Below are 24,079 nucleotides of genomic sequence, written 5' to 3'. Positions count from 1 at the left end.
GCAACCGGAAACACCCGGCTGCCCCGCCCCACCTGTACCGCAGGTCACACCCGGGGCAGTGACTCGACCCCGATACCGCCCTCGATCGCGAGGATCCGGTGCAGTCGCGTGGCGACCAGCAGGCGCTGCATCTGCGGCGGTACGCCACGCAGCACGAGCCGTCGGCCGCAGCGGCCGGCGCGCCGGTGTGCCCCCATGATCACTCCGAGGCCGGTGGCGTCCCAGGAGTCCAGCTCGGACAGGTCGAGCACGAGGTCGCCGATTCCGTCGTCGACGGCCGTGTGCAGGACCGTACGGGCGTCCGCCGCGCTGCGGACGTCGAGGCGGCCCCCGACGACCAGCTCGACGTGGTCGCCCCTGATGTACATATGCGCTCCCCGTGCGTCGTCTCGTGCTCCGCGGAAGTGAAAGGCCGGTGATGCAACCTCTGACTGCGTGGGACGGTCAGAGGTTGCCGTCCGTAAGCGAACCGATACCGAATTCACCCGGGGGAGTGATGCTCCCGGGGCCTGTGCGGTTTCGGTGCTTGATCAGTGCTTGTAGAAGCCCTGCCCGCTCTTGCGCCCGATGTCACCGGCGTCAACCATCCGGCGCATCAGCTCCGGTGGGGCGAACTTCTCGTCCTGGGACTCGGTGTAGATGTTGCCGGTGGCGTGCAGCAGGATGTCGACGCCGGTGAGGTCCGCCGTGGCGAGCGGCCCCATCGCGTGGCCGAAGCCCAGCTTGCAGGCGAGGTCGATGTCCTCGGCGGTGGCCACGCCCGACTCGTACAGCTTCGCCGCCTCGACGACGAGCGCCGAGATGAGTCGGGTCGTCACGAAGCCGGCCACGTCACGGTTGACGACGATGCAGGTCTTGCCGACGGATTCGGCGAACTCCCGTGCGGTGGCGAGGGTTTCGTCGCTCGTCTTGTAGCCGCGCACCAGCTCGCACAACTGCATCATGGGGACCGGCGAGAAGAAGTGCGTGCCGACCACGCGCTCCGGGCGCTCCGTCACGGCCGCGATCTTGGTGATCGGGATGGCGGAGGTGTTGGACGCGAGCACGGCGTCGTCCCGCACGATCTTGTCGAGGGCCCGGAAGATCTCGTGCTTGACTTCGAGCTTCTCGAAGACGGCCTCGACGACGATGTCGGCGTCGGCCACGGCGTCCAGGTCGGTGGTCGCGGTGATCCGGGCGAGGGCGGCGTCGGCGTCGTGCGCCTCGAGCCTGCCCTTGCTCACGAACTTGTCGTACGAGGCCTTGATGCCGTCGGTGCCACGCCGGAGTGCCGCGTCGGTGACGTCACGCAGGACGACGTCCCAGCCCGCCTGCGCGGAGACCTGGGCGATACCGGAACCCATCAGGCCGGCGCCGATGACGGCAAGCTTCCGTGCCACTGTGCGACTCCCCTTTGAATGACTGCACACGAGCGCTTACAGGCTGTTGTCGATTGCCTCTCCGGCGGACCCTAGCGAAGGTGAGGGGCTGTGTGACCGGTAAGTAATGCGCGTCACGTCTCATCTGACGGACATCACACCGGCACGGCTCAGCGCTCGCCTCGTACGGCGTAGTTGAGCACCTTCTCGCCCAACAGCTCCCCGATGCCGTCGAGAAGCACGAGCGTATCTCGTGACACTTCGTCCGGATTGCGCCCGGCGACCGTCTCACGGCCGACGGCCACGAAGACGGTGTGGTGGATCCATGCGATCTGACCGGCGATCAGCCGGAGCGGGGGGCGGCCGGGAGCGCAGGGGCGGTGCGTCCTGGATGACGGGCAGGAAACGGCCGTACCCCTCCATCACGCCCGCCCCAGGGGGAAACCGCCTCGGCTTCACCGAGCGGCTCGCGCAGAACGGCCCGCGCGAAAGGCCCCTCCCCCGCCTCGCGCCCCCGCCGGCGGTGAGGCTCCGCACCCCGGCGCGGTCCGGCCCCGCGAGCAACGCGAGCTTCCGCCGTCCGGTGGACGCGGTGCGGGAGGCGTACGTCGGCTCGTGCACGACGAGCCCGGCTGTACGGCGTCCTGGCGGCAGTCGGCCCCGCCGCACCGTCCGTGACAGTGGGCACACGGACCTTCCGGATGTCCGGCACCTAACTACTCTGACCTCATGGTCAATCTGACGCGCATCTACACCAGGACCGGCGACCAGGGCACCACCGCCCTCGGCGACATGAGCCGGGTCGCCAAGACCGACGCCCGGATCACCGCGTACGCCGACGCCAACGAGGCCAACGCGGTGATCGGCACGGCGATCGCGCTGGGCGGGCTGGACGAGGAGATCGTCAAGGTCCTCACCCGGGTGCAGAACGACCTGTTCGACGTGGGCGCGGACCTGTCGACGCCGGTGGTGGAGAAGCCGGAGTTCCCGCCCCTGCGGGTCGAGCAGTTCTACGTCGACAAGCTGGAGGCGGACTGCGACCGCTTCAACGAGCGGCTGGAGAAGCTGCGGTCCTTCATCCTGCCGGGCGGAACCCCGGGCGCGGCCCTCCTCCACCAGGCCTGCACGGTCGTACGCCGGGCCGAGCGGTCCACGTGGGCGGCGATGGAGGTGCACGGCGAGGTGATGAACCCCCTCACCGCGACCTACCTCAACCGCCTGTCGGACCTGCTGTTCATCCTGGCGCGGACCGCGAACAAGGACGTCGGCGACGTCCTGTGGGTGCCGGGCGGGGAACGCTGACGTCAGCGTCCGCCGGCCGGCGGACGCCGCGTCTGGGCCAGGCCCACCAGGACGAGCACCGCCCCGACGCACATCATCACCACGCCGACCTTCGTCAAGGTCACGGCCGGGGTCTCGACATCCCCGGTGAACAGCCACAGCACCAGTCCGACCCCGAAGGTGCCGGCGCCCTCCAGCAGGTTCTTCCTCGCCTTGCTCATCGCCTTGCTCATCGGCGGGCACTCTCCTTCGGGTGGCTGGTCCGGGGTTCCGGCTCGGTTCCGGCCGGTGCCTTCTTCGGCCAGATCAGATAAGCCAGCGCGACCAGGCCGTGGATGCCGACCGCCCTGAGCGCGACCTGCTGGAAGGCGCGCAGGGACGAGATGTCACCCGAGTCGCCGACGTACCAGACCGCCCCCTGGAGCAGGGCGCACGCCACGGCCGCCGCCAGGAGCGTACGCAGCCACAGGCGGCCCTCGTGCCGGGCCCGCGCCATGCCGTACCGCGGCGGGCCCACGGGCTTCGGGGCGCCGCCCAGGCGGTGGGCGGCGTGGCCGTCGAGCCAGCGGATCGTGTAGTGGCCGTAGGCGACGGTGTAGCCGATGTAGAGCGCCGCCAGGCCGTGCTCCCAGCCCGGTTCGGCGCCGTTTTGCAGGTCGATCGCCGTGACGACGAACAGGACCAGCTCCAGCACGGGCTCGCAGAGCAGCAGCACCACACTCGTCCGGCGCCGCTTCAGCAGATAGCGGGCGGCCAGGCCCAGCGCCAGCAGCACCCAGAATCCGACCTCGCAGGCGATGATCAACGCGACGATCACGGTTGGCTCCCTTCGGTCACCTTTCCAGGCTCCCGGCGGAATCCGGGCGCGGCGTCGTCGGCGGTGACGAGGTCGCGGTACATCGAAGGATGCAGCGCGGGACGGTCCCTGGGAAGCACGCGTGCGGTGCGCGGCCCGTGTTGGATGGAGCCATGGCCCCGCGACTGCCCCGGCCGCACCGCTTCGACGTGTGCGTCGCCGTCACCGGACTGCTCTGCGGTGTGCTGGTGTGGGCGCTCGGTCTGTACTCCAACCCAGGACGCGCCCTGCCCGGCGCGTGGGTGCTGGCACCGCTCGCCGTGATGGCCGCGCTGGAGCTGCTTCGCCGGACCAGGCCGCAGCTGGCCGTGTCCCTCGGGACCGTCATGCTGGTCGCCGACCAGTTCACCCGCGGCAACATCGTCACGGTGACCATGTACACGGACCTGATGTACGCGGCCGCTCTCTACGGCAGCCCGTCCGCCGCCCGCCGCCTGCCCATCACCACGGGACTGGTCACGGTGGGCGTGACGATCGGGTTCGTGGCCTGGTGGCGGGTTCCGGAGGCGCTGCTCATCGGGTTCGTGACCGGCGTGGTGTCCTTCGCCCCGGCCGCCACCGGCGCCCTGGTCCGCTCGCACCGCGACGCCGCCGACACGGCCCGGCTGCGTGCCGACCAGACGGCGCTGCTCGCCGAGATGGACCGCTCCCAGGCGGTCGTCGCCGAGCGCTCCCGGATGGCCCGCGAACTGCACGACCTGGTCGCGGGCCATCTCTCCGCGATCGCCATCCACTCCACGGCCGCGCTCTCCCTGAACGACCCGGTGACCTCCCGGGAGGCGCTCGGCGTCATCCGCGAGAACAGCGTCGTGGGGCTGGCCGAGATGCGGCGGCTCATCGGCATCCTGCGCGACAGCAGCGGCGACCTCGAACCGGCCGCGGCCCCCACCCTCGACGGCCTCGGCTCCCTGGTCGAGAGCGCCCGCACCAACGGCCTCGACATCAGCCTCGACGCCGGGTACGGCTCGCTGCCGGCGCCGGTCGAACTCGCCGCGTACCGCATCGTCCAGGAGTCCCTGACCAACGCCCTCAAACACGCCTGCCCCGGCCGCGTCACCGTGACGCTCGCCCAGCGGGACGGCTCGCTGACCGTCGCGGTCACCAGCCCGTACGGCGACCGGGACGGACCGCGCGCGCCGGGCTCGGGCGCCGGACTGGTCGGCATGCGGGAGCGGACGGCGCTGCTGGGCGGCACGTTCGAGGCCGGGCCCGAGGGCACGTCCTGGACCGTACTCGCCACGCTTCCCCTCACCGCAGGAGACTCCGCATGAGCCGGTCCGTCCGGGTCCTCGTCGCCGAGGACCAGTCCGCCGTCCGCGCCGGACTCGTCCTCATTCTGCGCAGCGCCCCCGACATCGAGGTGGTCGGCGAGGCCGCGGACGGCGAGCAGGCGGTCGCGCTGGCCCGCGAGCTGCGGCCCGACCTGGTGCTGATGGACATTCAGATGCCGCGTCTTGACGGGGTGTCGGCGACCCGGCAGGTCGTCGCGGAGGGCCTTGCCGACGTGCTGGTGCTGACCACCTTCGACCTCGACGAGTACGTGTTCGGCGCGCTGCGGGCGGGGGCCGCCGGGTTCCTGCTGAAGAACACGGAGGCGAAGGACCTCATCGAAGCCGTCCGCACGGTAGCCCGGGGCGAGGGCATCGTCGCACCGGCCGTCACCCGGCGCCTGATCGCCGAGTTCGCGGCGAAGCCGGTACGGGCGCCCGGAGCCGACCCGGCGATCCTCGACTCCCTCACCCGCCGGGAGCGCGAGGTGCTGTCCTGCCTCGGCGAGGGGATGTCCAACGCCGGCATCGCGGACCGCCTCGACATGGCCGAGGCCACGGTGAAGACGCACGTCAGCCGACTGCTGGGGAAGCTGGAGCTGCGCAGCCGGGTCCAAGCGGCGGTACTGGCACAGGAGTTGGGGATCTGACCGACCAGCACCTTATTGGTCCAGACCTCTTGACCGATGGTCCAGACCTTTCTATTCTCGCGGCACCGTGGGCGTGAAGGCTCAGTCGCGCCCCCAACCCCCCGCCAAAGGCGCGCGACGGTGTCGAGAGTGCGAGCGCGCGGAGGCCCGAAGGGCTGAGCACGGTCGTGCTCTCGACACCGGCTGTAGCGCGCCGGGAGGCGCAAAATCAAAAGAGGAGGCGCAGCATGCGCTTCAGACACAGAGCCGCGGCAGCGATCGCGACACTGATGCTCCCCTTCGCCGGCCTGGTCGGCCTCGCGAGCCCCGCCCAGGCCGCGGCGTCCGCCACCGCCACCTACACCAAGGCCTCCGACTGGGGCACCGGATTCGAGGGCAAGTGGACGGTGAAGAACACCGGCACCACCTCCCTCAGTTCCTGGACCGTCGAGTGGGACTTCCCCTCCGGAACGTCCGTCACCTCCGCCTGGGACGCCGACGTCACCTCGTCCGGCACCCACTGGACCGCCAGGAACAAGTCCTGGAACGGCACCCTGGCCCCCGGCGCCTCCGTCTCCTTCGGCTTCAACGGCACCGGCACCGGCTCCCCCGCGGGCTGCAAGCTCAACGGCGGCAGCTGTGACGGCACCACCGTCCCCGGCGACGCTCCGCCCTCCGCCCCCGGCACCCCCACCGCCTCCGGCATCACCAACACCTCCGTGAAACTGACCTGGAGCGCGGCCACCGACGACAAGGGCGTCAAGAACTACGACGTCCTGCGCGACGGTGCGAAGATCGCCACCGTGACGACGACCTCGTACACGAACACCGGCCTCACCGCCGGCACCGCCTACTCGTACTCCGTCCAGGCCCGCGACACCGCCGACCAGACCGGCCCGGTCAGCGGCGCGGTCGCCGTGCGCACCACCGGCGGCACCACCGACCCGCCGCCCGGCTCCAAGGTCAAGCTCGGCTACTTCACCGAGTGGGGCGTCTACGGCCGCAACTACCACGTCAAGAACCTGGTGACCTCGGGCTCGGCCGCGAAGATCACCCACATCAACTACGCCTTCGGCAACGTCAAGGACGGCAAGTGCGTCGTCGACGACACCTACGCCGCCTACGACAAGGCCTACACCGCCGACCAGTCCGTCAGCGGCACCGCCGACACCTGGGACCAGCCGCTGCGCGGCAACTTCAACCAGCTCCGCCAGCTCAAGGCCAAGTACCCGCACATCAAGGTGCTGTACTCCTTCGGCGGCTGGACCTACTCCGGCGGCTTCGCCCAGGCCGCGGCCAACCCGGCCGCCTTCGCCGCCTCCTGCAAGGCCGTCGTCGAGGACCCGCGCTGGGCCGACGTGTTCGACGGCATCGACATCGACTGGGAGTACCCGAACGCCTGCGGCCTGACCTGCGACACGTCAGGGCCCGCGGCCTTCAGGAACCTGATGCAGGGCCTGCGCTCGTCGTTCGGCTCGAACTACCTCGTCACCGCCGCCATCACCGCCGACGGTTCCTCCGGCGGCAAGATCGACGCGGCCGACTACGGCGGCGCCGCCCAGTACCTCGACTGGTACAACGTGATGACGTACGACTACTTCGGCGCGTTCGACAAGGACGGCCCGACCGCCCCGCACTCGCCGCTCACCTCGTACCCCGGCATCCCGGCCGCGGGCTTCAACTCCGCCGACGCGATCGCCAAGCTGAAGGCGAAGGGCGTCCCGTCCGCCAAGCTCCTGCTCGGCATCGGCTTCTACGGCCGCGGCTGGAGCGGCGTCACCCAGTCCGCCCCCGGCGGCACGGCGACCGGCGCGGCACCCGGCACCTACGAGGCGGGCATCGAGGACTACAAGGTGCTCAAGACCTCCTGCTCCGTCACCGGCACCGTCGCGGGCACGGCGTACGCGCACTGCGGCACCAACTGGTGGTCCTACGACACGCCCTCGACGATCGCCGGGAAGATGACCTGGGCCAAGAACCAGGGCCTGGGCGGCGCGTTCTTCTGGGAGTTCAGCGGTGACACCGCCAATGGCGAGCTGGTGAGCGCCATCAACAGCGGGCTGTCGTAGAAAAAATCGCCAGGCGACGTTGACGCTCCCCCAGACTTCGTCCGGGGGACCCCCACCCAGCGAGTGAATGCGGCTACGCCACATTCACTCGCTGTCCGGGCGGGGCTGCCTCCAGCCACGCGAGGAAACCGGTCAGCGCGTCCTCGCTCATGGCGAGCTCGAGTCGCGTGCCCCGGTGCAGACAGGTCAGGATGATCGCGTCGGAGAGCAGCGCCAGCTCCTCCTCGCCCTCGGGAAGGCGGCGGCCGGCCACCTCGATCAGGGAGCGTTCCAGGACGCGGCGCGGGCGGTAGGCGTAGGAGAAGACGCGGTACCACTCGACGCGGTCGCCGTTGTAGCGGGCGACGCCGTAGCTCCAGCCCTTGCCGCTGGTGTCCGGCTTCTCGGAGACGTCCCAGCGCAGGGAACAGTCGAAGGTGCCGCCGGAGCGCTGGATGAGCCTGCGACGCAGGCCGAAGACGAACAGCCCCAGTGCCACCAGGACCACGACGATTCCGCACACAGTCAGAGCGAGGACCATCGACACCGACCTCCTCGTCTCCTAGGTACCCGAAATAGGTAACGGAACGGAAAAATCACCCGTATCTGCCTCAGCCGCGGTCGGCTCCGGATTGCTCCGGTGCCGGCCGCGGCTGAGTGACGTCATCGCATCCGCGCTGGGATCAGCGCGCCGCCGCCGCGCGCAGTCGAACGTCCGCGCGACGCTCGGCGTGGGCGTCGCCCTCCGCCTTCGCGCGCTCGAGCTCGCGCTCCGCGCTCTGGACGTCGATCTCGTCCGACAGCTCGGCGATCTCGGCCAGCAGCGACAGCTTGTTGTCGGCGAACGAGATGAAACCGCCGTGCACCGCGGCGACGACCGTTCCACCGTCACTCGTACGGATGGTCACCGGGCCCGACTCCAGCACACCGAGCAGCGGCTGGTGACCGGGCATGACGCCGATGTCGCCGGACGTGGTGCGCGCGACGACCAGGGTGGCCTCGCCGGACCAGACCTTTCGGTCGGCCGCGACCAGCGCGACGTGCAGCTCAGCAGCCAAGGTGGCTCCTCGGGTCACCACCCGGCGGGTCTGCCGGGTGTTGGTTACAAGTCTAGTAGGCGTGCGAGAGGGGGCGGGACGCGCCCGCCCCCTCAGACGAACTCAGCGCTCCGGGTCAGGAGACGCCCAGCTCCTTCGCGTTCTTCTTCAGGTCCTCGATACCACCGCACAGGAAGAACGCCTGCTCCGGGAAGTGGTCGTACTCGCCGTCGATGATCGAGTTGAAGGCCGCGATCGACTCGTCCAGCGGGACGTCCGACCCGTCGACGCCGGTGAACTGCTTGGCGACGTGGGTGTTCTGGGACAGGAAGCGCTCCACGCGACGGGCACGGTGGACGGTGAGCTTGTCCTCCTCGCCCAGCTCGTCGATACCGAGGATCGCGATGATGTCCTGCAGGTCCTTGTACTTCTGCAGGACCGACTTGACGCGCATCGCGGCCGCGTAGTGGTCCGCCGCGATGTAGCGGGGGTCCAGGATGCGGGACGTGGAGTCCAGCGGGTCCACGGCCGGGTAGATGCCCTTCTCGGAGATCGGACGGGACAGAACCGTCGTCGCGTCGAGGTGGGCGAAGGTGGTGGCCGGGGCCGGGTCGGTCAGGTCGTCCGCGGGGACGTAGATCGCCTGCATCGAGGTGATCGAGTGACCACGGGTCGAGGTGATGCGCTCCTGGAGGAGACCCATCTCGTCGGCCAGGTTCGGCTGGTAACCCACCGCGGAGGGCATCCGGCCGAGCAGGGTCGAGACCTCGGAACCGGCCTGGGTGAAGCGGAAGATGTTGTCGATGAAGAACAGCACGTCCTGCTTCTGCACATCGCGGAAGTACTCCGCCATGGTCAGACCGGCCAGGGCCACGCGCAGACGCGTGCCCGGGGGCTCGTCCATCTGACCGAAGACCAGGGCGGTCTTGTCGATGACGCCGGACTCCGACATCTCCTCGATGAGGTCGTTGCCCTCACGGGTGCGCTCGCCGACACCGGCGAACACGGAGACACCGTCGTGGTTGTTGGCGACGCGGTAGATCATCTCCTGGATGAGCACCGTCTTGCCGACGCCGGCACCGCCGAACAGACCGATCTTTCCACCCTTGACGTACGGGGTGAGAAGGTCGATGACCTTGACGCCGGTCTCGAACATCTCGGTCTTCGACTCGAGCTCGTCGAAGCGCGGGGCCTTGCGGTGGATGGACCAGCGCTCGCCCTCGTACTGCTCGTCGACGTTCAGCACCTCACCGAGGGTGTTGAACACCTTGCCCTTGGTGAAGTCGCCGACCGGAACGGTGATGCCGTTGCCGGTGTCGGTGACCGGGGCCTGGCGGACCAGACCGTCGGTGGGCTGCATCGAGATCGTGCGGACCAGGCCGTCACCCAGGTGCTGGGCGACCTCCAGGGTCAGCGTCTTCTTCTCGCCGTCCTGGGCCGGGTCGGCCACCTCGACGTGCAGAGCGTTGTAGATCTCCGGCATCGCGTCGACGGGGAACTCCACGTCGACGACCGGGCCGATGACCCGGGCGACGCGGCCCGTGGCAACGGCCGTCTCAACTGTCGTCGTCATTACCTGTCACTCCCCGCGGTCGCGTCGGCCAAGGCTGCGGAGCCACCGACGATCTCGCTGATTTCCTGGGTGATTTCGGCCTGGCGGGCCGCGTTGGCAAGTCGGGAGAGCGTGGTGATGAGCTCTCCCGCGTTGTCGGTGGCCGACTTCATCGCGCGGCGCGTGGCGGCGTGCTTGGAGGCGGCCGACTGGAGCAGTGCGTTGTAGATACGGCTCTCGACGTAGCGCGGCAGCAGGGCGTCGAGGACGTCCTCCGCCGACGGCTCGAAGTCGTACAGCGGAAGGATCTCGCCCTGGGGCGCTTCCTCCGCGACCTCTTCGAGGCGCAGCGGCAGCAGCCGGCTGTCGATCGCCGTCTGCGTCATCATCGAGACGAACTCGGTGTAGACGATGTGGAGTTCATCCACACCACCCTCGGCCGTGTCCTTCTCGATGGCCTCGATCAGAGGACCCGCGACCTTCTTCGCGTCGGCGTAGGTGGGCTCGTCGGTGAAGCCCGACCACGACTCCGCGACCTTGCGCTCGCGGAAGTTGTAGTGGGCCAGACCGCGGCGGCCGACGATGTACGTGTCGACCTCCTTGCCCTCGGCCTCGAGACGGGCGGTCAGCAGCTCCGCCGCCTTGATGGCGTTGGAGTTGAAGGCGCCGGCCAGTCCGCGGTCGCTCGTGAGGAGCAGCACCGCGGAACGGCTCGCCGTCTCCGCCTCCGTGGTCAGCGGGTGCTTGGTGTTCGATCCGGTGCCGACCGCCGTGACCGCGCGGGTGAGCTCGGTCGCGTACGGCGTGGAGGCCGCCACCTTGCGCTGCGCCTTGACGACGCGCGAGGCGGCGATCATCTCCATCGCCTTGGTGATCTTCTTGGTCGCGGTGACGGATCGGATGCGACGCTTGTAGACCCGGAGCTGGGCTCCCATGAGTCAGGTCCCTTCCTACGTCACTTGGAGACGTTGACGGACGGAGCGTCCTCGCCGAGCAGCTTGCCGTCCGAGGTCTCGAACTGCTTCTTGAAGTCGGCGATGGCGTCGGCGATGGCCGTCAGCGTGTCGTCGGACATCTTGCCGCCCTCCTTGATGGAGGTCATGAGGCCCTGCTCCTTGCGGTGCAGGTACTCCAGGAGCTCCTTCTCGAAGCGGCGGATGTCGGCGACCGGTACCTCGTCCATCTTGCCGGTGGTGCCGGCCCAGACGGAGACGACCTGGTCCTCGGTCGGCATCGGCTGGTACTGAGCCTGCTTGAGCAGCTCGACCAGTCGCTGACCGCGCTCCAGCTGCGACTTCGACGCGGCGTCCAGGTCGGAACCGAAGGCGGCGAACGCCTCCAGCTCACGGAACTGGGCGAGGTCCAGACGCAGACGGCCGGAGACCTGCTTCATCGCCTTGTGCTGCGCGGAACCACCGACTCGGGAGACGGAGATACCGACGTTCAGCGCGGGACGCTGACCGGCGTTGAACAGGTCCGACTCCAGGAAGCACTGGCCGTCGGTGATGGAGATGACGTTGGTCGGGATGAACGCCGAGACGTCGTTGGCCTTGGTCTCGACGATCGGCAGACCCGTCATCGAACCGGCGCCCAGCTCGTCGGAGAGCTTCGCGCAGCGCTCCAGCAGACGGGAGTGCAGGTAGAAGACGTCACCCGGGTAGGCCTCACGGCCCGGCGGGCGGCGCAGCAGCAGCGACACGGCGCGGTAGGCGTCGGCCTGCTTCGACAGGTCGTCGAAGATGATCAGGACGTGCTTGCCCTCGTACATCCACTGCTGGCCGATGGCCGAGCCGGTGTACGGCGCCAGGTACTTGAAGCCGGCCGGGTCGGACGCCGGGGCGGCGACGATGGTCGTGTACTCCAGCGCGCCGGCCTCGTCGAGGGCGCCACGCACGGAGGCGATGGTCGAGCCCTTCTGACCGATGGCGACGTAGACGCAGCGGACCTGCTTCTTCGGGTCGCCGGAGCGCCAGTTGTCACGCTGGTTGATGATCGTGTCGACGGCCAGGGCGGTCTTGCCGGTCTGGCGGTCGCCGATGACCAGCTGACGCTGGCCACGGCCGATCGGGGTCATCGCGTCGACGGCCTTGTAGCCGGTCTCCATCGGCTCGTGCACCGACTTACGGGCCATGACGCCCGGGGCCTGCAGCTCGAGGGCGCGTCGGCCGCTGGTCTCGATCTCGCCGAGGCCGTCGATTGGGTTGCCGAGCGGGTCGACCACGCGGCCGAGGTAGCCCTCGCCGACGGCCACGGACAGGACCTCGCCGGTGCGGGTGACCGGCTGGCCTTCCTCGATGCCGCTGAACTCGCCGAGGACGACGGCACCGATCTCGCGCTCTTCGAGGTTCAGCGCGAGGCCGAGGGTGCCGTCCTCGAACTTCAGCAGCTCGTTCGCCATGGCCGAGGGCAGGCCCTCGATCTTGGCGATACCGTCGCCGGCGACGGTGACCGTTCCGACCTCCTCGCGCGAGGCCGCGTCCGGCTGGTACGACTGGACGAAGTTCTCCAGCGCGTCCCGGATCTCCTCCGGCCGGATCGTGAGCTCCGCCATCTGGGTTCCCTGCTCTCCTTGTTGGGCCCGAAGTTTCACTTTGGGGTCTGGGGGCGACCCCCAGGATTCTTCTGCACGGCCCAACACGGGCCGTAATAAGTACGTACTGCTATGAAGTTGCTGCTAGCTCGCCAGTCGGCGGCCGGCGTCCTCGATACGGTCCGCGACGGAGCCGTTGATGACCTCGTCACCGACCTGCACCCGGATCCCGCCGAGGACCTCGGGGTCCACGTCGAGGTTGAGGTGCATCGTGCGGCCGTAGAGCTTCGCGAGGGCGGCACCCAGGCGCTGCTTCTGCTGGTCGCTCAGCGGTACCGCCGAGGTGACGACGGCCACCATGCGGTCCCGGCGCTCGGCGGCGAGCTTGGACAGGGACTCCAGTCCCGCTTCCAGGCTACGTCCCCGGGGCGCGGTCACAAGGCGTGTCACCAGACGCTCGGTGGTCGGGGCGGCCCGGCCGCCGAGCAGGCTGCGCACCAGCTCGCTCTTGGCCGAGGTGCCCGCCTTGCGGTTGGTCAGCGCGGCGCGCAGCTCGGTGGCCGAGGCGACGATCCGGCCGAACCGGAACAGCTCGTCCTCGACGCTGTCGAGCTTGCCCGCCTTCTGCGCGGCGGTGAGGTCGGCGAGCGCCGCCAGCTCCTCCAGGGCGTCCACCAGGTCGCGGGACTGCGACCAGCGGGAACGCACCAGGCCGGACACCAGGTCGACGGTCTGACCGCCGACCTGCGAGCCGAGCAGGCGCTGGGCCAGTTCGGCCTTGGACTCTCCGGACTGCGCCGGGTCGGTCAGGACCCGACGCAGCGACACCTCGCGGTGCAGCAGCGCGGTGACGGCGGCCAGCTCGTCGGCGAGCGAGCCGGCGTCCACGGACGTGGAGTCCGTCAGCGCGTCGAGACGCTCGCGTGCGGCTGCCAGGGCCTCGCGGCTCGCTCCGTTCATCGCGTGGCCTCGGCCTTCTCCTCAAGCTCACCGAGGAAGCGGTCGATCACACGGCTCTGCCGGGCGTGGTCCTCGAGGGACTCGCCGACGAGCTTGCCCGCCAGGTCGGTCGCGAGCTTGCCGACGTCCTGGCGCAGCGCGGACGCGGCGGCCTTGCGGTCGGCCTCGATCTGGGCGTGACCGGCGGCGACGATCTCCTCGCGCTGCCGCTGGCCTTCCGCGCGCATCTCGGCGATGAGCGTGGCGCCCTGCTCCTGCGCCTCCTGGCGCAGCCGCGCGGCCTCGTGGCGGGCCTCGGCGAGCTGAGCCTTGTACTGCTCAAGGACGCTCTGGGCCTCGGTCTGTGCGGCCTCGGCCTTCTCGATACCGCCCTCGATGGCCTCGCGACGCTCTTCCAGAACCTTGTTGATGGTCGGGAGGAGCTTCTTGGCGAGGAAGCCGAAGACGATGACGAAAGCGATGAGGCCGATGACAACTTCCGGCCACGGCGGGATGAGGGGGTTCTCCTTCTCACCCTCAGCCGCCAGGAAAACCAGGGCGGATGTCACATCAGTGCCTTTCGTCGAAAGGGTCGGTCGTCAGGGTTCGTCTTAGTAGACGAACGGCATGACGAGACCGATCAGGGCGAGCGCCTCACAGAACGCGAAGCCCAGGATCTGGTTGGCGCGGATGAGGCCGGCCGCCTCGGGCTGGCGGGCGAGGGCCTGGGTGCCGTTACCGAAGATGATGCCAACGCCGACGCCGGGGCCGATGGCCGCAAGACCGTAACCGACGGAACCGAGGTCACCGGTGACAGCAGCAAGGTTGGACATGCCAGTTCTTCCTTCTCTTTACGGACCGGTGGGGGTTGGCCACCGGACGACTCTGGGGGTTCGAAAAGCGGGGTGCTCAGTGGTGCTCGGCGAGCGCGCCCTGGATGAAGGTGCAGGTCAGGAGGACGAAGACGTACGCCTGAACCGCCTGGATGAAGAGCTCGAAGGCCGTCATCACGATGACCATCACGAACGAGACGGCGGAGTAGGCGACGCCGATGCCGTTCAGCATGTACCAGCTGGCGATCGTGAAGAGCAGCAGCAGGGTGTGGCCGGCGAACATGTTCGCGAACAGTCGCACCGCGTGCGTGAACGGGCGGACCACCAGGTTCGAGAAGAACTCGATGGTCATGGCGAGCGGGAGCACCGGGCCCAGCGACTTGTCGTAGCCGGTGAAGTTCTTGAAGGCGCCCACGAAGCCGTGCCGCTTGAAGGTCAGGGAGACCCAGGTGACGTAGACGATCAAAGCCAGGATCGCCGGGTAGGCGATGATCGACGTCACCGGGAAGGCGGCGACCGGGATGATCGACCAGAGGTTCAACATCCAGATGAAGAAGAACAGCGAGACGGCGAGCGGAACGTACTTCTCGCCCTCCTTCTTACCGATCGTCTCGTAGACGATGCCGCGGCGTACGAAGTCGTAGCCGGCCTCGGCGACCATCTGGAGCTTGCCGGGGACCAGCTTCGGCCTGGCGAAGGCGGCCCAGAAGAAGCCCACGATGATGATGGAGCCCAGAAGCGCCAGCAGCATCGGCTTGTTGAAGTAGAGGCCGTTGCCGTCGGCGTCGCCCAAGAGCGGCTCGAACAGGAACGAGTGCAGGCCCGGAGCCGGGAAGCCACAACCGTCGAACAGGTGGCAGTCGGTCTCGAAGGCGAGCGTCTGCGTCGGGTCAGCACTCACCGCGGGCTCCTTCAGCGTGGCGCATAGGTACGGCAACCTCGTTGTGTCGGCGCGGCGCGCAGCCGCGGTTCGGCACGGGACTGGTGTTTCGGATATGGGGGCGGCCGGGGGGCATCTCGCCTCGCGATTGAGCAGGCGTCAGCTCAGATGCCCGCGCCCGCGATGCCGCAGTTGGCACCGGACGATAGCAGCATCTCTGTAGCGCCCTTATACCGGCCCTACCCCTCACGACGAGTGCCCCGTCTTGTGGGGCTTGTCGCCCGAGGAATCGGGCTCTACGTAGAGGATCTTGGCCTTCATGTGGGCGCGCGTCTGTGCGGCGATCCACACGAGGGTGCCGACGACGAGCGCGATCGCGAAGGCCCGGGCGTTGAACAACGTCGTGTTCTTGAAGGCCGCGAGGAAGATGAACAGCAGCAGGATCTGTGCCGCGTACAACATCAGGCCCATGGCCTGGAAGAGGTGCGGAAGCGATTTGGCAGTGCGCTGCAGAACGTAGAGGCCGATCCCCATGAACAGGATCACGATCAGCGTCGCCACGCCCGCCCCGATCGCTCCCTTGCCACCGGCGACCACACCACTGACGACGGCGGCTACAGCGCCGACGGCAGCTGTGGGCACAGCAGCCTGGAGCAGGATCCGGACGTCGTTGGACGGCATGGCGGCAACTCCGCTTTCACAGGGGGGCAGGGGTGTCGTCATGGACGAGCGTAGTCCCGGGCTGAGGGAGTACCTCACGCCAATGGACCGTCGCACTGCGGTCCTTCGGCTCTATCCGGGGTTCTCGTGAACCGTATCACAAACTATTTGATGCGGTCTTTACCAAGTGGGTGTGCCTGCTGTCACACATGAGAGTGACAGTGCGCGTCTGTGCAAGATCCAGGGCGACTTGTCTGGTATTGGGGAACTTTGCTTCCCCACGACTTGGCAATGCTCTAGTCAGATTCTTACCTTGTCCACGTCAGCGGGACGTACCGGCCTTGCGCCCGTCGACCAGACGTGCACGGGAGCCGAGCGCGGTCGCTCCGTTGACCCCCGACACTCCCGCGGCCACGGGAGCGCGGCTCTCCTGCTCCACCGCTGCCGTCGGCGCGGGCTCCTCGGCCTCCGCCCGGCGGCGGTAACGCGGCGGCACGAAGCGCTGGGCCCAGCGCGGGGCGCGCGGCGTGAAGCGGGGCAGCAGAAGCAGCAACAGCCCGATGGCGCTGAGGAACACGACACCGAGCACGATCCACATGGACGCCGAGTTCACCGAGTACGCGAGCGCACCGAAGGCGATCAGCGCCGACCAGAAGTACATGATCAGGACGGCCCTGCTGTGCGAGTGGCCGACCTCCAGCAGGCGGTGGTGCAGGTGACCGCGGTCGGCCGCGAACGGCGACTGGCCGCGCCAGGTGCGGCGCACGATGGCGAGGATCAGGTCGGCTGCCGGGATCGCGATGATGGTCAGCGGCATCAGCAGCGGGATGTAGATCGGCACCATCTGGTGCACCGCGCTGCGCTCGGACCCGCCGAAGAGGTTGTCCGGGTCGACCTGCCCCGTGATGGAGATCGCGCCGGCGGCCAGCACCAGCCCGATCAGCATCGAGCCCGAGTCGCCCATGAAGATCCGGGCCGGGTGCATGTTGTGCGGCAGGAAGCCCACACACATGCCCATCAGGATCGCCGCGAACAGCGTGGCCGGGGCGGCCGCCTCGATGCCGTACGAGTACCAGATGCGGTAGGCGTACATGAAGAACGCGGCCGCCGCGATGCACACCATGCCGGCGGCGAGGCCGTCGAGGCCGTCCACGAAGTTGACCGCGTTGATGGTGATGACGACCAGCGCCACCGTCAGCAGGGTGCCCTGCCACTGGGTCAGCGCGACCGTGCCCACGCTCGGGATCGGCAGCCACAGGATCGTCAGACCCTGCATGACCATCACGCCCGCGGCGATCATCTGGCCGCCCAGTTTGATCAGGGCGTCGATCTCGAACTTGTCGTCCAGGACGCCGATCAGCCAGATGACAGCCGCTCCGGAGAGCAGCGCGCGCGGCTCGTTCGACTTCTCGAAGACCTGGTTGAGGTTGGTCAGGTGGTCTGCGACCAGCAGGCCCGCACACAGCCCGAAGAACATCGCGATCCCGCCGAGCCGCGGAGTGGGTTCCCGGTGCACGTCACGCGCCCGGATCTCCGGCATCGCTCCGGCCGCGATCGCGAACTTCCGTACCGGCCCTGTCAGCAGATACGTCACCGCGGCCGTGACGCAGAGCGTCAGCAGGTATTCACGCACGGGCTTCCCCACAGGTCTCGCTGGCCATCTCAGTCCCACACACTAGCGATGCGCGCATAGGGTTCGGGACGTCCGGGTAGCGACGATGGTTGCACGTGTGGCTGTGTGCTGATCAGCGCTTACCCAGGTTCAGCCGGGATACGGCGGAAATCCCCCGGCCAGCTCCCGCACTTCTTCACGGGCCTTCTGGCTCTCCACGTCACCCCTGAGGACCTGCGCGAACAGTACGGCGATGCGCACCATCTCCGTCTCCCCCATGCCCTGGGTGGTCACGGCCGCGGTGCCGAAGCGCAGGCCACGGACGTCCGCGTGCGGCAGCGCACAGCAGTCGAGCACCATCCCGGCCGCCGCGAGCCGGCCGCGCGCGGTGCGGCCGTCGGCACCGAGGGGTGCCGGATCGGCCGTGACCAGGTGGGTGTCGGTCCCGCCGGTGGTGACGACGAGCCCCTCGGCGGCGAGCCTGGCCGCCAGCACCCGGGCGTTGGCGACCACCTGATGGGCGTACGCCGTGAAGGCCGGTGTCGCCGCCTCGCCGAACGCGACGGCCTTGGCGGCGATGGTGTGCATCTGGGCGCCGCCCTGGGTGAAGGGGAACACGGCCCGGTCCACCCGCTCGGCGAGATCGGCGCCGCACAGGATCATGCCCCCGCGCGGACCGCGCAGCACCTTGTGGGTGGTGGCGCACACGACGTCGGCGTACGGCACCGGGTTCGGCGCCGCTCCCCCGGCGACGAGGCCGATGGGGTGGGCGGCGTCCGCGATCAGGTACGCGCCCACCTCGTCGGCGACCTCCCGGAAGTAGGCGTAGTCGATGTGCCGGGGGTAGGCGATGGAGCCGCACACGATCGCCTTGGGCCGGTGCGTGCGGGCGAGCGTGCGCACCTGGTCGTGGTCGATGAGCCCGGTCTCCGCGTCCACCCCGTACCCCACGAAGTCGAACCAGCGGCCGGAGAAGTTGGCGGGCGAGCCGTGCGTGAGGTGGCCGCCGTAGGGCAGCCCGAGGGCGAGGACGGTGTCGCCGGGGCGCAGCAGGGCGGCGTACGCGGCCAGCACGGCCGAGGACCCCGAGTGGGCCTGCACGTTGGCGTGTTCGGCCCCGAACAGCGCCTTCGCCCGCTCCACGGCGATCCGCTCGGCGACGTCGGCGATCTCGCAGCCCCCGTGGTACCGGGCACCGGGATACCCCTCCGCGTACTTGTTGGCGAGGGACGAGCCGAGAGCGGCCAGCACGGCCGGCGAGGAGAAGTTCTCGGCGGCGATCAACTGCAGCGTCGTCGCCTGCCTGTCGGCCTCCCCGAGCAGGATCTCGGCCAGCTCGGGGTCCTGCCGCCGCAGGACATCGACGGCGGACTCAGAGGCATGGGTGACCGACATGGTGGGCTCCGGGCGTCGACGGTGACGTAGGACCAATGTAGGCCCGGGACGCCTTCTCAGCCCGTCCGGCGTTCGAGGACGAGGCCCGTTCAGGGCCGAAGGGGGGTCTGGGGGCGCAGCCCCCGGGGACGGGACGAGAAGGGGCGGCGGGGGCGAAACCCGTCGTCACGTGCGCGCGGGCACGCCCGTCAACGCCGTGACGACCGGGTCCAGCGCCTGGTTTATCTCGTCGCCGATCGACCGGAAGAACGTCAGCGGGGCGCCGTACGGGTCGTACACCTCGTCCGCCTCGGCCGTCGGGGCCAGCAGCCACCCGCGTAGAGCCGCTGCCGCGCGGACCAGGGCGCGGGCGCGGGCCACCATGCCGTCCTCGAGCGGAGGCAGGGTCGCGGGGTCGATCGCCTTCACCAGGCGGGTGAACTCCTTCAGGGTGAAGGTGCGCAGGCCCGCGGAGTGGCCCATGGAGATGACCTGGGCGCGGTGGTCACGGGTCGCCGTCAGGACCAGGTCGGCCCTGATGACGTGTTCGTCGAGCAGTTCGCGGCCCGTGAAGCCGGAGGCGTCCGCGCCGAAGTCGGCCAGCACGGTCTCCGCGTTGGCCTCCATGGGCGCGCCCTCATGGCCCCAGGTGCCGGCGCTCTCCACGATCACCCCGCCCCACAGGGGGTCGCCGAGCCGCTCCGCCAGGGCATGACGGGTCAGCCGCTCGGTGATCGGCGAGCGGCACACGTTGCCGGTGCTGACGTGGAGGATGCGGAAGCTGTCGAGCGGGAGGCCCTGTTCGAACAGGCTCCCCGTCCCTTCCCCGTTGCCTATGCCACGCCCCGCGTCAGGGGCCGTCAATTCGCCACCTCGAGGTCGGGTACGACCTTGCGCAGCTCGTCCGCCGAGATCGCGCCCTCGCGCAGCAGCAGCGGCACCTCACGCGTGACGTCGACGATCGAGGACGGGACGTTGCCGGGGGTCGGGCCGCCGTCCAGGTACACGGAGACGGAGTCGCCGAGCATCTCCTGCGCCGCGTCACAGTCCTCCGGCGCCGGGTGGCCCGTCAGGTTCGCGGAGGACACCGCCATGGGGCCGACCTCGGTCAGCAGCTCGATGGCGACCGGGTGCAGCGGCATGCGTACGGCGACCGTGCCACGGGTGTCCCCCAGGTCCCACTGGAGGGACGGCTGGTGCTTGGCGACCAGGGTGAGCGCGCCCGGCCAGAAGGCGTCGACGAGCTCCCAGGCCAGCTCGGAGAAGTCCGTGACCAGGCCGTGCAGGGTGTTCGGGGAGCCGATGAGGACGGGGGTGGGCATGTTGCGGCCCCGGCCCTTGGCCTCCAGCAGGTCGTGCACCGCTTCCGAGGAGAACGCGTCGGCGCCGATGCCGTACACCGTGTCGGTCGGCAGGACCACGAGCTCGCCACGGCGGACGGCGGACGCGGCCTCGCGCAGACCGGTCGTGCGGTCGGTCGCGTCGTTGGTGTCGTATCGCCGTGCCATGTCTAGCGGGCCTCCTCGTACACGAAGTACACGTGCTGCTGCGGGTCGAAGATGTGCGGGGCGCTCACGGCGTCGCCTTGCGGGCGGTCGCGAAGCGCGGACGGTTGTTGAGGTCGGGGTGGTCGGCCGCGTCGGCCCAGCCCCGCTCCTCGGTGAAGATCCACGGCACCTGGCCGCCCTGGGTGTCGGCGTGCTCGATGACGACGACACCGCCCGGACGCAGGAGCCGGTGTGCGGTGCGTTCGATGCCGCGGATCAGGTCGAGGCCGTCCTCCCCCGAGAACAGGGCGAGTTCGGGGTCGTAGTCCCGCGCCTCGGGAGCGACGTACTCCCATTCGGTGAGCGGGATGTACGGCGGGTTGGAGATGACCAGGTCGACCTGGCCGTCGAGGTCCGGGAAGGCGTCCAGGGCGTTGCCCTGACGCAGGTCGACCCTGGACCCCTCCATGTTCTTCCGCGTCCACCTCAGGGCGTCCTCGGACAGCTCCACGGCGTGCACCCGCGAGCGCGGGACCTCCTGGGCGAGGGCGAGGGCGATCGCGCCGGACCCGGTGCACAGGTCGACGATCAGCGGCTCGACCACGTCCATCGCGCGTACGGCGTCTATGGCCCAGCCGACCACCGACTCGGTCTCGGGACGCGGGACGAACACCCCTGGCCCGACCTGGAGTTCCAGATACCGGAAGAAGGCCCGCCCGGTGATGTGCTGCAGCGGCTCGCGCTGTTCACGCCGGGCGATGACCTCCCAGTAGCGGGCGTCGAAGTCGGAGTCCTTCACGGAGTGCAGCTCGCCCCGCTTCACGCCGTGCACGAACGCGGCGAGCTCCTCCGCGTCGTTGCGCGGCGAGGGCACGCCGGCGTCGGCCAGCCGCTGGGTGGCCTGGGCCACCTCTGCGAGCAGCAGGTTCACGCAAGTCCTCCGTGTCGTCCTCGTGCGTGGGGTGTGTCCTTACCCGCTTACGCGGCCGCCAGCTTCGCTGCCGAGTCCGCGTCGACGCAGGCCTGGATCACCGCGTCGAGGTCGCCGTCCAGGACCTGGTCCAGGTTGTACGACTTGAAGCCGACGCGGTGGTCCGAGATGCGGTTCTCCGGGAAGTTGTACGTACGGATCTTCTCGGAGCGGTCGACGGTGCGGACCTGGCTGCGGCGGGCGTCGGCGGCCTCACGCTCCGCCTCCTCCTGCGCCGCGGCAAGCAGCCTGGAGCGCAGGATACGCATCGCCTGCTCCTTGTTCTGCAGCTGGCTCTTCTCGTTCTGGCAGGAGGCGACGACTCCGGTGGGAATGTGCGTGATGCGCACGGCGGAGTCGGTGGTGTTGACGGACTGGCCACCCGGTCCGGAGGAGCGGTACACGTCGATGCGCAGGTCGTTCGCGTTGATCTCGACGTCGACCTCCTCGGCCTCGGGGGTGACGAGGACACCGGCCGCGGAGGTGTGGATACGGCCCTGGGACTCGGTCGCCGGGACGCGCTGCACGCGGTGCACGCCGCCCTCGTACTTCAGGCGGGCCCACACGCCCTGGCCGGGCTCGGTGGCACCCTGGCCGCCCTTGGTCTTCACGGCGACCTGGACGTCCTTGTAGCCGCCCAGCTCGGACTCGGTGGCGTCGATGATCTCGGTCTTCCAGCCGACGCGCTCGGCGTAGCGCAGATACATCCGCAGCAGGTCGCCGGCGAACAGGGCCGACTCGTCGCCGCCCGCGCCCGCCTTGACCTCCAGGATGACGTCCTTGTCGTCGTTGGGGTCACGCGGGACGAGCAGCAGACGCAGCTTCTCGGTCAGCTCCTCGCGCTGCTTCTCCAGCTCCTTGACCTCGGCGGCGAAGTCCGGGTCGACGGCGGCGTACTCGCGTCCGGTCTCGATGTCGTCGCCGGTCTGCTTCCAGGAGCGGAACGTGGCGACGATCGGGGTGAGCTCGGCGTAACGCTTGTTCAGCTTGCGCGCGTTGGCCTGGTCTGCGTGGACCGACGGGTCGGCGAGCTTCGTCTCCAGGGTGGCGTGCTCGGCGACGAGTTCCTCGACGGCCTCGAACATCTTGGGCTCCTGATACTGCGGTGAAGGGGAGGGCGGGCGACCAAAAACGCCGGTCCCGGTGCGCCCGGAAGGGGGCGCGACCGTGGACCGGCGAAATGGGGCTCGCTACTTCTTGGAGCCGGCAGCCTTGCCGAAGCGGGCCTCGAAGCGGGCCACACGGCCACCGGTGTCGAGGATCTTCTGCTTGCCCGTGTAGAACGGGTGGCACTCGGAGCAGACCTCGGCACGGATGGTGCCGGAGTCGATGGTGCTGCGAGTGGTGAACGACGCGCCACAGGTGCAGCTGACCTGCGTCTCGAAGTACTGGGGGTGGATCTCGCGCTTCAAGGTGTCTCCTAGTTTCGGGAGGGCGCCGGGTCGCAGCCGCGGGATGCGGAGGCGTGAACCGGAGCCGACGTACCAGTCTGCCAGGACTGGCCGCATCCCCCAAAACCGGGGGACGGTTCGATCTATTCCCCAGGGCCCGCCGGGGCCGCCGGGGCCGCTACGAAGAGGTCACGACACCGTCGGCTTCGCCGGTCGCGGTGCCCTCGGTGGCCGACTTCGGGATCGCCTTGTCGTCCTCCAGGGCGGCCCACACCTGCTTGGCCTTGGCCTCCTTGACGATCACGCGGTTCGGGTTCGCCGGGTCGTACTGGACCGGCATCGTGACCATGTGCATGTTGGCGGCGCTGATGCCCTTCATGCCCTCGGCGAAGGACATGAGCGAGTTGATCGAGCCCAGGTCGGAGTCGGTCGTCACGGCCTTGGTGGCGGCGTTGGCGAGGTCGTACAGCCTGGTGCCGCCTCCGAACAGGTCGATGCTCTTGACCTGGTTGATCAGCGCCTTGATGAAGGCCTGCTGGAGCTGGATGCGGCCGAGGTCGGAGCCGTCGCCGACGCCGTGCCGGGTGCGGACCAGGCCGAGGGCCTGCTCGCCGTCGAGCTTGTGGGTGCCGGCGTCCAGATCGAGGTGGCTGTCGTCGTCCTTGATGTCCTTGGTCGTGGTGACCGTGACACCGCCGAGCTCGTCGATGATCTTCTCGAAGCCGCTGAAGTCGACCTCGAGGTAGTGGTCCATGCGGATGCCGCTGAGGGACTCGACGGTCTTCACCGCACAGGCGGCGCCCCCGGTCGAGTACGCGGAGTTGAACATCACCTCGGACGCGGCGTCGTGCGTGTCGCCCTTGGTGTCGGTGCACTCGGGCCGGTCGATGACGGTGTCGCGCGGGATGGAGACCACGCTGGCCTTCTTGTGGCCCTCGTAGACGTGCACGATCATCGCGGTGTCGGACCGGGCGCTGCCGTCGTCGGGGCCGCCGCCGAGCTTCTGGTTGCCGCCGGCACGGGTGTCCGAGCCGAGGACGAGGATGTTCTCGGAGCCGTTGTCGACCTTGGTCGGCCGGTCGGTGCCGAGGGCCGAGTCGATGTCGACGCTCTTGATGTTGCCGTTGAGCTTGAAGTAGAGGTAGCCGGCTCCGCTGCCGCCCAGAACGAGAATGCCCGCAGCCGTCCAGGCCATGATGAGAACGCCCTTGGGGCGCTTGCCCGCGGGCTTGCGGCGGCTGCCCTTGGCGCGATGGCGGCCTGTGGTACCGGGCTGCGGTATGCCGGACTCCGGCGTGCTCTCGGCGGACATGTGCTCCTCGAATTCTCGTCCGGTCGGTTACCCCCTGCTTTCAGGGTCAGGCGTGGGTACGG

General features: G+C 69.2%; 27 protein-coding genes. 4 read left to right on the top strand and 23 right to left on the bottom strand.

The window, feature by feature from the left end; genetic code table 11:
• Positions 1-44 precede the first annotated feature (44 nt).
• The 3 genes from ACZ5XS_RS03375 to ACZ5XS_RS03365 form a co-directional block, all read right to left on the bottom strand.
• Positions 45-368: an STAS domain-containing protein gene (locus tag ACZ5XS_RS03375; protein WP_468647479.1), complete on the bottom strand. Its 324-nt coding sequence runs from the start codon at positions 366-368 to the stop codon at positions 45-47.
• 162 nt (positions 369-530) lie between these two features.
• Positions 531-1,379 (bottom strand): 3-hydroxyacyl-CoA dehydrogenase family protein, encoded by an 849-nt coding sequence (locus ACZ5XS_RS03370; RefSeq protein WP_468647478.1) that lies wholly within the window; start codon positions 1,377-1,379, stop codon positions 531-533.
• A gap of 149 nt (positions 1,380-1,528) precedes the next feature.
• On the bottom strand, positions 1,529-1,663 hold the full coding sequence (locus tag ACZ5XS_RS03365) for a hypothetical protein (RefSeq protein ID WP_468647477.1): 135 nt from the start codon (positions 1,661-1,663) through the stop codon (positions 1,529-1,531).
• A gap of 424 nt (positions 1,664-2,087) precedes the next feature.
• On the opposite strand from ACZ5XS_RS03365, the gene ACZ5XS_RS03360 reads away from it, so the two are divergent.
• The gene (locus ACZ5XS_RS03360; RefSeq protein ID WP_468647476.1) at positions 2,088-2,660 is read left to right on the top strand and encodes a cob(I)yrinic acid a,c-diamide adenosyltransferase; all 573 of its coding nucleotides are present in this window, start codon (positions 2,088-2,090) and stop codon (positions 2,658-2,660) included.
• A 2-nt stretch (positions 2,661-2,662) separates the two neighbouring features.
• Here ACZ5XS_RS03360 and ACZ5XS_RS03355 read toward each other — a convergent pair whose 3' ends face one another.
• Together ACZ5XS_RS03355 and ACZ5XS_RS03350 are read right to left on the bottom strand one after the other, a co-directional pair.
• On the bottom strand, positions 2,663-2,872 hold the full coding sequence (locus ACZ5XS_RS03355) for a DUF5708 family protein (protein WP_468647475.1): 210 nt from the start codon (positions 2,870-2,872) through the stop codon (positions 2,663-2,665).
• Positions 2,869-3,456, bottom strand: a complete 588-nt coding sequence (locus tag ACZ5XS_RS03350; protein WP_468647474.1) for a hypothetical protein — start codon at positions 3,454-3,456, stop codon at positions 2,869-2,871. The genes ACZ5XS_RS03355 and ACZ5XS_RS03350 overlap by 4 nt, the downstream gene beginning before the upstream one ends.
• Positions 3,457-3,608: 152 nt before the next feature.
• Here ACZ5XS_RS03350 and ACZ5XS_RS03345 point away from each other — a divergent pair, with 152 nt between their 5' ends.
• The 3 genes from ACZ5XS_RS03345 (at position 3,609) to ACZ5XS_RS03335 (ending at position 7,461) form a co-directional block, all read left to right on the top strand.
• Positions 3,609-4,766 carry a sensor histidine kinase gene (locus tag ACZ5XS_RS03345; RefSeq protein ID WP_468647473.1) on the top strand — a complete coding sequence of 386 codons (1,158 nt, stop codon included), beginning with the start codon at positions 3,609-3,611 and terminating at the stop codon, positions 4,764-4,766.
• Positions 4,763-5,413, top strand: coding sequence for a response regulator (locus tag ACZ5XS_RS03340; RefSeq protein WP_468647472.1), 651 nt, complete (start codon positions 4,763-4,765; stop codon positions 5,411-5,413). The genes ACZ5XS_RS03345 and ACZ5XS_RS03340 overlap by 4 nt, the downstream gene beginning before the upstream one ends.
• Before the next feature lie 227 nt (positions 5,414-5,640).
• Positions 5,641-7,461, top strand: coding sequence for a glycosyl hydrolase family 18 protein (locus tag ACZ5XS_RS03335; protein ID WP_468647471.1), 1,821 nt, complete (start codon positions 5,641-5,643; stop codon positions 7,459-7,461).
• A gap of 73 nt (positions 7,462-7,534) precedes the next feature.
• Here ACZ5XS_RS03335 and ACZ5XS_RS03330 read toward each other — a convergent pair whose 3' ends face one another.
• The 18 genes from ACZ5XS_RS03330 to ACZ5XS_RS03245 all read right to left on the bottom strand — a co-directional run bounded on the left by ACZ5XS_RS03330 (position 7,535) and on the right by ACZ5XS_RS03245 (position 24,017).
• Positions 7,535-7,981 (bottom strand): DUF2550 domain-containing protein, encoded by a 447-nt coding sequence (locus tag ACZ5XS_RS03330; protein WP_217239345.1) that lies wholly within the window; start codon positions 7,979-7,981, stop codon positions 7,535-7,537.
• A gap of 142 nt (positions 7,982-8,123) precedes the next feature.
• Positions 8,124-8,498, bottom strand: a complete 375-nt coding sequence (locus tag ACZ5XS_RS03325; RefSeq protein ID WP_468647470.1) for a F0F1 ATP synthase subunit epsilon — start codon at positions 8,496-8,498, stop codon at positions 8,124-8,126.
• A gap of 115 nt (positions 8,499-8,613) precedes the next feature.
• A complete protein-coding gene (gene atpD, locus ACZ5XS_RS03320) occupies positions 8,614-10,050 on the bottom strand; it encodes a F0F1 ATP synthase subunit beta (RefSeq protein WP_468647469.1) in 1,437 nt (478 codons plus the stop codon).
• Positions 10,050-10,964: a F0F1 ATP synthase subunit gamma gene (locus tag ACZ5XS_RS03315; RefSeq protein WP_468647468.1), complete on the bottom strand. Its 915-nt coding sequence runs from the start codon at positions 10,962-10,964 to the stop codon at positions 10,050-10,052. Before ACZ5XS_RS03315 ends, atpD begins: the two co-directional genes overlap by 1 nt.
• Before the next feature lie 20 nt (positions 10,965-10,984).
• The gene (gene atpA / locus ACZ5XS_RS03310; RefSeq protein WP_468647467.1) at positions 10,985-12,580 is read right to left on the bottom strand and encodes a F0F1 ATP synthase subunit alpha; all 1,596 of its coding nucleotides are present in this window, start codon (positions 12,578-12,580) and stop codon (positions 10,985-10,987) included.
• Between the two features lie 123 nt (positions 12,581-12,703).
• Positions 12,704-13,519: a F0F1 ATP synthase subunit delta gene (locus tag ACZ5XS_RS03305; RefSeq protein ID WP_468647466.1), complete on the bottom strand. Its 816-nt coding sequence runs from the start codon at positions 13,517-13,519 to the stop codon at positions 12,704-12,706.
• Positions 13,516-14,067 (bottom strand): F0F1 ATP synthase subunit B, encoded by a 552-nt coding sequence (locus ACZ5XS_RS03300; protein WP_217239351.1) that lies wholly within the window; start codon positions 14,065-14,067, stop codon positions 13,516-13,518. The genes ACZ5XS_RS03305 and ACZ5XS_RS03300 overlap by 4 nt, the downstream gene beginning before the upstream one ends.
• A gap of 42 nt (positions 14,068-14,109) precedes the next feature.
• Positions 14,110-14,331, bottom strand: a complete 222-nt coding sequence (gene atpE / locus ACZ5XS_RS03295; protein ID WP_004925497.1) for an ATP synthase F0 subunit C — start codon at positions 14,329-14,331, stop codon at positions 14,110-14,112.
• A gap of 76 nt (positions 14,332-14,407) precedes the next feature.
• Positions 14,408-15,232, bottom strand: a complete 825-nt coding sequence (atpB, locus tag ACZ5XS_RS03290) for a F0F1 ATP synthase subunit A (RefSeq protein WP_266433785.1) — start codon at positions 15,230-15,232, stop codon at positions 14,408-14,410.
• A gap of 225 nt (positions 15,233-15,457) precedes the next feature.
• Positions 15,458-15,892, bottom strand: coding sequence for a hypothetical protein (locus tag ACZ5XS_RS03285; protein ID WP_468647521.1), 435 nt, complete (start codon positions 15,890-15,892; stop codon positions 15,458-15,460).
• A 301-nt stretch (positions 15,893-16,193) separates the two neighbouring features.
• Complete coding sequence (locus ACZ5XS_RS03280) at positions 16,194-17,504, bottom strand: MraY family glycosyltransferase (protein WP_468647465.1); 1,311 nt, start codon at positions 17,502-17,504, stop codon at positions 16,194-16,196.
• Positions 17,505-17,633: 129 nt separating this feature from the next.
• On the bottom strand, positions 17,634-18,878 hold the full coding sequence (locus ACZ5XS_RS03275; protein ID WP_468647464.1) for a serine hydroxymethyltransferase: 1,245 nt from the start codon (positions 18,876-18,878) through the stop codon (positions 17,634-17,636).
• A 165-nt stretch (positions 18,879-19,043) separates the two neighbouring features.
• Positions 19,044-19,721, bottom strand: coding sequence for an arsenate reductase/protein-tyrosine-phosphatase family protein (locus tag ACZ5XS_RS03270; RefSeq protein WP_468647463.1), 678 nt, complete (start codon positions 19,719-19,721; stop codon positions 19,044-19,046).
• The gene (locus ACZ5XS_RS03265) at positions 19,718-20,365 is read right to left on the bottom strand and encodes an L-threonylcarbamoyladenylate synthase (protein WP_468647462.1); all 648 of its coding nucleotides are present in this window, start codon (positions 20,363-20,365) and stop codon (positions 19,718-19,720) included. Before ACZ5XS_RS03265 ends, ACZ5XS_RS03270 begins: the two co-directional genes overlap by 4 nt.
• Before the next feature lie 64 nt (positions 20,366-20,429).
• On the bottom strand, positions 20,430-21,275 hold the full coding sequence (prmC, locus tag ACZ5XS_RS03260; protein WP_217239356.1) for a peptide chain release factor N(5)-glutamine methyltransferase: 846 nt from the start codon (positions 21,273-21,275) through the stop codon (positions 20,430-20,432).
• Positions 21,276-21,322: 47 nt separating this feature from the next.
• Positions 21,323-22,399, bottom strand: a complete 1,077-nt coding sequence (prfA, locus tag ACZ5XS_RS03255; protein ID WP_217239357.1) for a peptide chain release factor 1 — start codon at positions 22,397-22,399, stop codon at positions 21,323-21,325.
• Positions 22,400-22,504: 105 nt separating this feature from the next.
• Positions 22,505-22,726 (bottom strand): 50S ribosomal protein L31, encoded by a 222-nt coding sequence (gene rpmE / locus ACZ5XS_RS03250; RefSeq protein ID WP_217239358.1) that lies wholly within the window; start codon positions 22,724-22,726, stop codon positions 22,505-22,507.
• A gap of 157 nt (positions 22,727-22,883) precedes the next feature.
• Positions 22,884-24,017 (bottom strand): LCP family protein, encoded by a 1,134-nt coding sequence (locus tag ACZ5XS_RS03245; RefSeq protein WP_468647461.1) that lies wholly within the window; start codon positions 24,015-24,017, stop codon positions 22,884-22,886.
• Positions 24,018-24,079 lie beyond the last annotated feature (62 nt).

It is taken from the genome of Streptomyces sp. NPDC033131 (assembly GCF_055578365.1).
This window is presented reverse-complemented; position numbering and strand designations above follow the sequence as displayed.

Excerpts from the sequence above, each read along its gene's own strand:
- ACZ5XS_RS03375 (WP_468647479.1), bottom strand. The coding sequence starts at position 368 with ATGTACATCAGGGGCGACCACGTCGAGCTGGTCGTCGGGGGCCGCCTC.
- ACZ5XS_RS03360 (WP_468647476.1), top strand. The coding sequence starts at position 2,088 with ATGGTCAATCTGACGCGCATCTACACCAGGACCGGCGACCAGGGCACC.
- ACZ5XS_RS03355 (WP_468647475.1), bottom strand. The coding sequence starts at position 2,872 with ATGAGCAAGGCGATGAGCAAGGCGAGGAAGAACCTGCTGGAGGGCGCC.
- ACZ5XS_RS03345 (WP_468647473.1), top strand. The coding sequence starts at position 3,609 with ATGGCCCCGCGACTGCCCCGGCCGCACCGCTTCGACGTGTGCGTCGCC.
- ACZ5XS_RS03340 (WP_468647472.1), top strand. The coding sequence starts at position 4,763 with ATGAGCCGGTCCGTCCGGGTCCTCGTCGCCGAGGACCAGTCCGCCGTC.
- ACZ5XS_RS03335 (WP_468647471.1), top strand. The coding sequence starts at position 5,641 with ATGCGCTTCAGACACAGAGCCGCGGCAGCGATCGCGACACTGATGCTC.
- ACZ5XS_RS03330 (WP_217239345.1), bottom strand. The coding sequence starts at position 7,981 with ATGGTCCTCGCTCTGACTGTGTGCGGAATCGTCGTGGTCCTGGTGGCA.
- atpD (WP_468647469.1), bottom strand. The coding sequence starts at position 10,050 with ATGACGACGACAGTTGAGACGGCCGTTGCCACGGGCCGCGTCGCCCGG.
- ACZ5XS_RS03315 (WP_468647468.1), bottom strand. The coding sequence starts at position 10,964 with ATGGGAGCCCAGCTCCGGGTCTACAAGCGTCGCATCCGATCCGTCACC.
- atpA (WP_468647467.1), bottom strand. The coding sequence starts at position 12,580 with ATGGCGGAGCTCACGATCCGGCCGGAGGAGATCCGGGACGCGCTGGAG.
- ACZ5XS_RS03305 (WP_468647466.1), bottom strand. The coding sequence starts at position 13,519 with ATGAACGGAGCGAGCCGCGAGGCCCTGGCAGCCGCACGCGAGCGTCTC.
- atpE (WP_004925497.1), bottom strand. The coding sequence starts at position 14,331 with ATGTCCAACCTTGCTGCTGTCACCGGTGACCTCGGTTCCGTCGGTTAC.
- ACZ5XS_RS03285 (WP_468647521.1), bottom strand. The coding sequence starts at position 15,892 with ATGCCGTCCAACGACGTCCGGATCCTGCTCCAGGCTGCTGTGCCCACA.
- ACZ5XS_RS03275 (WP_468647464.1), bottom strand. The coding sequence starts at position 18,878 with ATGTCGGTCACCCATGCCTCTGAGTCCGCCGTCGATGTCCTGCGGCGG.
- ACZ5XS_RS03265 (WP_468647462.1), bottom strand. The coding sequence starts at position 20,365 with ATGGCACGGCGATACGACACCAACGACGCGACCGACCGCACGACCGGT.
- prfA (WP_217239357.1), bottom strand. The coding sequence starts at position 22,399 with ATGTTCGAGGCCGTCGAGGAACTCGTCGCCGAGCACGCCACCCTGGAG.
- ACZ5XS_RS03245 (WP_468647461.1), bottom strand. The coding sequence starts at position 24,017 with ATGTCCGCCGAGAGCACGCCGGAGTCCGGCATACCGCAGCCCGGTACC.